The organism is Actinokineospora enzanensis DSM 44649, assembly GCF_000374445.1.
Taxonomy (GTDB): domain Bacteria; phylum Actinomycetota; class Actinomycetes; order Mycobacteriales; family Pseudonocardiaceae; genus Actinokineospora; species Actinokineospora enzanensis.
This window is the reverse complement of sequence record NZ_KB894429.1, coordinates 117024-124075: the sequence shown is the minus strand read 5'-3', so window position 1 is coordinate 124075 and position 7052 is coordinate 117024. Positions and strand designations below refer to the sequence as shown.

At 69.4% G+C, this 7052-nt stretch carries 8 protein-coding genes and 1 pseudogene; 3 read left to right on the top strand and 6 right to left on the bottom strand.

The window, feature by feature from the left end:
* The 3 genes from C503_RS0126870 to C503_RS0126860 all read right to left on the bottom strand — a co-directional run.
* The coding region (locus C503_RS0126870) for a MerR family transcriptional regulator (protein WP_018685319.1) at positions 1-778 on the bottom strand (778 nt) is incomplete at its 3' end.
* Positions 779-793: 15 nt separating this feature from the next.
* On the bottom strand, positions 794-1546 hold the full coding sequence (locus C503_RS0126865; RefSeq protein ID WP_018685318.1) for an ABC transporter permease: 753 nt from the start codon (positions 1544-1546) through the stop codon (positions 794-796).
* Positions 1543-2304 carry an ABC transporter ATP-binding protein gene (locus C503_RS0126860; protein WP_018685317.1) on the bottom strand — a complete coding sequence of 254 codons (762 nt, stop codon included), beginning with the start codon at positions 2302-2304 and terminating at the stop codon, positions 1543-1545. Before C503_RS0126860 ends, C503_RS0126865 begins: the two co-directional genes overlap by 4 nt.
* A gap of 303 nt (positions 2305-2607) precedes the next feature.
* On the opposite strand from C503_RS0126860, the gene C503_RS0126855 reads away from it, so the two are divergent.
* Complete coding sequence (locus C503_RS0126855; protein WP_018685316.1) at positions 2608-3069, top strand: YciI family protein; 462 nt, start codon at positions 2608-2610, stop codon at positions 3067-3069.
* Between the two features lie 189 nt (positions 3070-3258).
* Positions 3259-4499: pseudogene (locus C503_RS42750) on the top strand (RNA polymerase sigma factor).
* A gap of 412 nt (positions 4500-4911) precedes the next feature.
* On the opposite strand, the gene C503_RS0126845 reads toward C503_RS42750, so the two are convergent.
* Positions 4912-5472 (bottom strand): isochorismatase family protein, encoded by a 561-nt coding sequence (locus C503_RS0126845; protein WP_018685314.1) that lies wholly within the window; start codon positions 5470-5472, stop codon positions 4912-4914.
* Positions 5473-5526: 54 nt separating this feature from the next.
* A complete protein-coding gene (locus tag C503_RS0126840; protein WP_018685313.1) occupies positions 5527-5991 on the bottom strand; it encodes a hypothetical protein in 465 nt (154 codons plus the stop codon).
* Between the two features lie 138 nt (positions 5992-6129).
* Here C503_RS0126840 and C503_RS46930 point away from each other — a divergent pair, with 138 nt between their 5' ends.
* The gene (locus tag C503_RS46930) at positions 6130-6411 is read left to right on the top strand and encodes a hypothetical protein (protein ID WP_169514617.1); all 282 of its coding nucleotides are present in this window, start codon (positions 6130-6132) and stop codon (positions 6409-6411) included.
* 81 nt (positions 6412-6492) lie between these two features.
* Here the strand turns inward: C503_RS46930 and C503_RS0126830 are convergent, their stop codons facing one another.
* Positions 6493-7047, bottom strand: coding sequence for a DUF416 family protein (locus C503_RS0126830; RefSeq protein ID WP_018685311.1), 555 nt, complete (start codon positions 7045-7047; stop codon positions 6493-6495).
* Positions 7048-7052: the final 5 nt, after the last annotated feature.

Genomic DNA, 7052 nt, shown 5'->3' with positions numbered 1-7052 from the left:
GGGGGTGGAGGTGGGGGGTGGGGACTTGTTCGATGCGGGTCCAGCCTTGCCAGCCTCGCTTTTCCAGGATTGTCATCACTTGTTTGGCGCCGGGGGCGGACTCCAGCAGGGTGGAGTCCAGTAGGGCGACGAAGTGGTCGGGGAGGGCGTCGTCGGTGTCTGTCTCGCCTGCGTGTACGGCGCGGATCATCAGGCGTTCTACGGTGTCGGCGATCTCGGTGACTCGTGAGTCGTCGGCTGAGGAGTCCGATGTTCCGCGGAGGAAGCTGTAGAGCTTGACTATGTCGGGGTCGGCCAGTTGCTCGTGTTTGGTGGCGATCACGGCTTCGATCAGGTGTGGTAGCTGGGCGGCGACGAGGATCCAGGCGTCCCGTTCCATTTCGATGTATTGCTCTTCGACGCCGAGGTCGCGCAGACGGTCCAGGTAGTTCACTACGCTCTGGGGGAGCGCGAGGTTGTCGCCTGCGGCCAGTCGGGCGAGGCGTTGGCGGGTGTGCTGTAGGCGTCGGATCTGGGTGCGGAGGTTTTTGTCGATCTCGTCGATGCCGGTGGCGAACTCCGTCGGGTCCGCGTCGAGGAGGTCCTGTACGCGGGCCAGCGGCACGCCTGCGTCGGTGAGGGTGCGGATTCGGATCAGGCGTACCACCGCGGCGGCGCCGTAGGTGCGGTATCCGGAACGGTCGCGGTCGGGCTCCGGCAGGAGACCGATCCGGTGGTAGTGGCGGACCGCGCGCACCGTCACCCCCGCGTAGGCCGCCAACCGGCCGATGGTGAGCATGGGACCCAGACTGCCTCAGGCGATCTTGCGGCGGTAGACGACCATCGCGAGCACGTGTGCCACGACGAGAATGCCCGCGCACCAGGCCAGGGCGGGCCGGATGTCGTCGCCGACCGGCTGTTCGGCGAACAGGTCGCGGATCGTGTCGACGATCGAGGTCACCGGCTGGTTGTCGGCGAACCAGCGCACCGGGCCGGGCATGGACGCGGTGGGCACGAACGCGGAGCTGAGGAACGGCAGGAAGATGAGCGGGTAGGCGAACGCGCTGCCGCCCTCCACCGTCTTCGCGGTGAGGCCCGCGATCACGGCGATCCAGGTCGACGCCAGGGTGAACAGCACCAGGATGCCCGTCACCGCGAGCCAGCCGAGCACATCCGCGCCCGAGCGGAAGCCGATGATCAGGGCGACGCCCACGACGATCACCAGCGAGATCAGGTTGGCGGCCAGCGAGGTCAGCACGTGCGCCCAGAGCAGCCCCGACCGCGCGATCGGCATGGAACGGAACCGTTCGAACATCCCGCTCGCCAGGTCGGTGAAGAGGCGCAGCGAGGTGTAGGCGATGCCCGAGGCGATCGTGATGAGCAGGATGCCGGGCAGCATGTAGTCGATATACCGGGTCGGGCCGGTGTCGATCGCGCCGCCGAACACGAAGACGAACATCAGCATCATGGCGATCGGCGTGACCGCGGTGGTGATGACGGTGTCCGCGCTGCGCGTGACGTGGCGCAGGGTCCGTCCGGTGAGGACGGCGGTGTCGCCGATGGTCATGCCCGCCTCCCGACGACCGCCAGGAAGACCTCTTCCAGCGTCGGCTGTTTCTCGACGTACTCGACGGTGGCGGGCGGCAGGAGCCGTCTCAGTTCGTCCAGGGTGCCGTTCACGACGATCCGTCCCTCGCGCAGGATCGCGACGCGATCGGCCAGCCGTTCGGCCTCGTCCAGGTACTGCGTGGTCAACAGCACCGTCACACCGCCGCCGACCAGCTCCTCGACCGCCCGCCACACCTCGATCCGCCCCTCGGGGTCGAGCCCGGCCGTCGGCTCGTCCAGGAAGATCACCGCGGGCCTGCCGACCAGGCTCATGGCGATGTCCAACCGGCGGCGCATCCCGCCCGAGTACGTCGACACCCGGCGTGCGGCCGCGTCGGTCAGCGAGAACCGCCGCAACAGCCCGTCCGCGACCGCGCCCGGGTCGTCGAGATGCCGCAGCCGGGCGATCAGGACGAGGTTCTCCCGGCCGCTGAGGACACCGTCGACCGCCGCGAACTGGCCGGTGAGACTGATCGACTCCCGCACCTCCGCGGCCTGCGCACCGACGTCGAACCCGTTGACGACCGCCGTCCCCGCATCGGCCTTGAGCAGGGTGGCGAGGATTCGCACGGTCGTGGTCTTGCCGGATCCGTTGGCGCCGAGCAGGGCGAGGATGCTGCCCCGCGCCACGTCGAAGTCCACCCCGCGCAGCACCTCCACCGTCCCGTACGACTTCGCCAGCCCCCGCACCCGAATCGCGGGATGATCAACCGTCATCGGTCGTCTGCCTCCTTCCGCGAGCCTCTCGACCATGAGAGAGCCCCTGCCGGAAGGGTGGCGGGTTGACCCACCGTCAAGGTCAAGCCGACGCAGGCGGTGCGCATCTCCCCACTCGGCGCGGCGTCGAACATTCGTTCGAATCCGACCCTGTCGGCCCTGCCCAGGAGGCCCCCGGGAAAAATCCGAAAGTTTGTCCGGGACGATGTCGAAACGGGGCAGGCCCGTTCGACGCCCTGGTGAAACGGGGTCGTGACCCGGGCGGGGAGCCCGGGGCCCCGCACTGGCTTGGAGGCGATGACAATGCGGTTCATGGTGCTGGGCAAGGCGACGGCCGAGTCCGAGGCGGGGCAGCTGCCGAGTGTCGAGGCGATGGTGGCGATGGGCCGGTACAACGAGGAACTGGTCAAGGCGGGCGTCCTGCTCGCGGGCGACGGCCTGCACCCGAGCTCGAAGGGGGTGCGGATCCGGTTCGACGGCGACGACCGCACGGTGGTCGACGGGCCGTTCGCCGAGACCAAGGAGCTGATCGCGGGCTACACGATCCTGGAGGTGGCGTCCCGGGAGGAGGTCATCGAGTGGGTCAAGCGCAGCCCCAACCTGATGCCCGGCGGGGTCGGCGAGATCGAGATCCGGCAGATCTTCGAGGCCGAGGACTTCGCCGAGGTCGCCACGCCGGAGGTGCGCGCGTTCGCCGACGGGGTGGGCGAGCTGGGCCGGGCCAACGCGGACCAGTGGCGGGCCGAGCAGGAGTCGGGGAACTGACGCCATCGGCGCGTCCGGTCGGGACGGTGCGACCACCGTTCCGACCGGACGAGTGCGCGACCCGACCCGGAACGTCGACGCGACGGGCGATGCCACCGGACACGCCGACACCCGGCCGATATCCCGAGCCGCTGGTTGCGCCCCGCCGCACCGTGCGGTTGGGTCCAGGACGTGCCCGCAGCGGAACCGATGCCCACCACCCATCGCGCGATCGAGGCGGTCTGGCGGATCGAGGCGGCCCGGCTCATCGCGGGCCTGGCCCGCATGGTCCGCGACGTCGGCCTGGCCGAGGACCTGGCCCAGGACGCCCTGGTCGCCGCGCTCGAACAGTGGCAGGCGTCGGGCATCCCGGACAACCCGGGCGCGTGGCTCATGGCGATCGCCAAGCGCCGGGCGATCGACGGGATGCGGCGCGAGATCCGGCTGGAACAGAAGGTCGCCGAGCTCGGCCGTGCCCTGGAGACCGTCGAGGAGATCGACATCGAGGTCGAGGAGCACGTCGAGGACGACGTGCTCCGCCTCATGTTCACCGCCTGCCACCCGGTACTCACCCGCCCCGCCCGCGCGGCGCTGACCCTGAAGATGCTGGCCGGGCTGCGCACCGAGGAGATCGCCCGCGGCTTCCTCGTCCCCACGACGACGATGGCCCAACGCATCGTCCGCGCCAAGAAGACCCTCGCCGACGCCCGGGTCCCGTTCGAGGTGCCGACCGGCGACGAGCTCGCGCCCCGGCTGGCATCCGTACTCGGCGTGGTCTACCTGCTGTTCAACGAGGGCTACTCGGCCACCGCGGGCCCCGACCTCACCCGCCCGGCCCTCTGCGACGAGGCGATGCGCCTGGCCGGATCCTCACCGCCCTCGCCCCGGACGAGCCCGAGGCACACGGCCTGATCGCCCTGATGGAACTACAGGCCGCCCGCCTCCGAGCCCGCACCGACGCGTCCGGCGAGATCATCACCCTGCTCGACCAGGACCGCACCCGCTGGGACCGCCTTCTGATCCGCCGCGGCCTCGCCGCCCTGGACCGCGCGATCGACCTGGGCGGCGCCACCGGCGCCTACGCCGTACAGGCCGCCATCGCCGCCTGCCACGCCCGAGCCCACACAGCCGACAAGACCGACTGGGCCCGAATCGCCGCCCTGTACGCGATCCTGGCCCACGTCACCCCCTCCCCAGTGATCGAGCTCAACCGCGCCGTCGCAATATCCATGGCCGACGGCCCAGCCGCCGCCCTGAAACTCGTGGACGCCCTGGTCGAGAAGAACGCCCTACCCCACTACCACCTACTACCCGCCGTACGCGCCGACCTCCTGGTCAAACTCTCCCGCCCCACCGAAGCCCGCCCCGAATTCGAACGAGCCGCCACCCTGACCACCAACCAACGAGAACGCGCCCACCTACTGACCAGAGCCGCCGAATGCACCCCCTGACCACTCCACACCGGACACCCACCCACACCAGATCCCAAGCCCGCCCCTGCCCCCACCCCTAACGCCCCCTCCACCCACTTCCCTTTCACCCCACCTAATCCCTAACTCCACCCATTCACCCCACCTCCCTCACCCCTGCCCGTTCCCCCAACCCGCCCACCATCAACCCGCCCTCCCAACCCAGCCACCCCAAACTTGACCACCACGCGGGATCGCGCCGGTCTCTTCCCACCCGATCACGTCACGATCAGCGGACCACCGAGCGAGGTGACCCAGGTGATGTCCACGATGCTGCCCCCGATGCCGATCTTGCCCGGCCGACAGCAGGTATCGCCGACCCCAGGTCGTCGACATCGGGTGTGACAGCCGGAGCGAGGTGTTCGTCGTGGTGTGGCGGCGACGGCGACACGGCCTACGGTGTGGCGCCGAACCCGACGTCCGCGGTCGCCACCGTGCCTGCGGTCCGGCCGGGTCCGGAGTGCTCGTTCCAGTACAGATTCGTGTGCGCGATGACCTGTTCCGGCGGCGGAGCACCCCACGCGGACAGGTCAGCGGTCGTGTGCGCGTCGTTGACGAGTGTCGTGTCGTAGCCGCGGACGAACGCGCCGTGCAGGGTCGATCGGATGCACGCGTCGGTCTGTGCGCCGACGACGATCAAGCGGCCGACCGCGAGGCGGGACAGCACCGCCTCCAGGTCCGTGTCCTCGAACGAGTCGCCATAGCTCTTCTCGACCAGCGCCTCCCCGTCGCGCGGTTCGAGTTCACCCACGATCCGCCACTCGTCGCTGCCTTTGGCGAGGTGATCGTCGGAATGCCGCACCCACACGACGGGAACGTTCTCCCCTCGCGCCTTCTCGACGAGCTTCCCGATGTTCCCGACGACCACGTCCCGCGCGTGCGCGCCCGCGACGACACCGTTCTGCACGTCGACGACGAGCAGCGCCGAGTTCGGTCGGTTCTCAAGTGTGGTCATCGCCGCCCCCTTTGACACCGTACAAACAGAAGCAGCGTATCGGACCGGCAGCGGTCACCGAACCATCAGCGTGCACGTGTCCGTCGCGGTCACCGGACCATTCCCGTCGTCCACATACAGAGTCACGGTGGTCGTCTGCCGATGGGAGCGGGGATATCCCGAAGGCCGAGGCCCGTAACTCAGCACCTCATGGATCGACCACGCCCCCTTACCGTCGGTCGTTCGCACGATGTCCCCGGTGGTAGCCGCACTACCAAGCCCGTACGGCCCCGCACCGGTGACCTTGTCCGGCCCGTACTCGTCGACCACCCCGAGGTCGATCCGAGTCGTCACCACCGCACCGGGAGCATGCCGCCCACTCCCCGCGGTGTAGTCGACCCGCCACGTCCCGGGCCTGCACTTGAGCTTGACCTCCGCCTTCACCGGCCTGGCCACCGCCGCGGCCGGAACGACGAACCCAAGCGAGGAAACAGAGGCGAGAACCACCACGACAGCCAGACGAACCCGGAACGCAGACATGTGCTCCAGCGTATGGAGAATGCGGTCGACCCCAGCAGCCAGACCACTCCATCGTGTGATGCACAGGTACTTTTTCCAGCATTACCAGCACAAACGCGACCGGTCACTCGCCCTGGCGGCGCGGCGGTCTTCTGGGTCATGCTCTACCTGGCGGTCGAACCCGCCTTCGGCGTCCCCTTCGACACCGTCCTCGCCGACCGGCTCTGGCTGCCCGGGGCCGCCACCACGGCAGGCGTCGGCATCCTGCTGTGGATCCTGTTCGGCACCGTCTGGGGCCCCTGGCTGATCGCCCGCGTCCGGCTGCCGCTCACCGGGAAAGCTGCCCTGGGCCACCATCACCTTCCTGCACGACGCCCACCGCCGCGGCGTGCTGCGGCAGGTGGGCGGGGTCTACCAGTTCCGCCACGCCCGACTACGTGAATACCTGGCAGGTCCCGAACCATCCCGGTCCACTTCGGACTAGTCGCCCGGACCTCCGCACCCGAGGTGCCCGCGACCTGGTCACAAGGCCAGCAGACTTGCCCTGTCCGGAATGGACGTCCCCTGCTCCAGGGTGTCCAGGATCGCCAGCTGGTAGTGGATCTCCGCACGCACCTCGGGATAGTCCTGCCATTCCAGCGGGTCGGCGTTCGCCAGTTCGTCCAGGGACCGATCGTCCTGTCGGGAACCGGCGACATGGGCGCCTATCGCCTGTTCGCAGCTGCTCACCGCGGCACTCACGTTGTCGTCCACATCGACGCCCCTGGCGACCCGGCACGCGTGTGCCAGCGCGATCAGCGCGAACGTGACGTCCTCGGCCTCCGGCTCGTCCTCGGTGTCCGGCGCCGCGTCGATGGCGTCGCGCTCGCTTGCCGCCAGCGCGTCACCGTCCACCGGCCGACCGTCCACAACAGACCAGATCTGCTCGGCCGCGGCCGTGGCGAGCGCGTCGTCCCCGCGGTCGGCCAGATCGGCCCAGATCGCCCGCAGCGCGTGCTCGACCACGGCGGCGACGAAGGCCAGCCGAGCGCGCTCGGACAACCCGAGGGCCCTGGTCACTCGCTGATCGAAGTTCATGGTCG

Coding starts and splice junctions, on each gene's coding strand:
- C503_RS0126865 (WP_018685318.1), bottom strand. CDS start 1,546: ATGACCATCGGCGACACCGCCGTCCTCACCGGACGGACCCTGCGCCAC.
- C503_RS0126860 (WP_018685317.1), bottom strand. CDS start 2,304: ATGACGGTTGATCATCCCGCGATTCGGGTGCGGGGGCTGGCGAAGTCG.
- C503_RS0126855 (WP_018685316.1), top strand. CDS start 2,608: ATGCGGTTCATGGTGCTGGGCAAGGCGACGGCCGAGTCCGAGGCGGGG.
- C503_RS0126845 (WP_018685314.1), bottom strand. CDS start 5,472: ATGACCACACTTGAGAACCGACCGAACTCGGCGCTGCTCGTCGTCGAC.
- C503_RS0126840 (WP_018685313.1), bottom strand. CDS start 5,991: ATGTCTGCGTTCCGGGTTCGTCTGGCTGTCGTGGTGGTTCTCGCCTCT.
- C503_RS46930 (WP_169514617.1), top strand. CDS start 6,130: ATGCTCTACCTGGCGGTCGAACCCGCCTTCGGCGTCCCCTTCGACACC.
- C503_RS0126830 (WP_018685311.1), bottom strand. CDS start 7,047: ATGAACTTCGATCAGCGAGTGACCAGGGCCCTCGGGTTGTCCGAGCGC.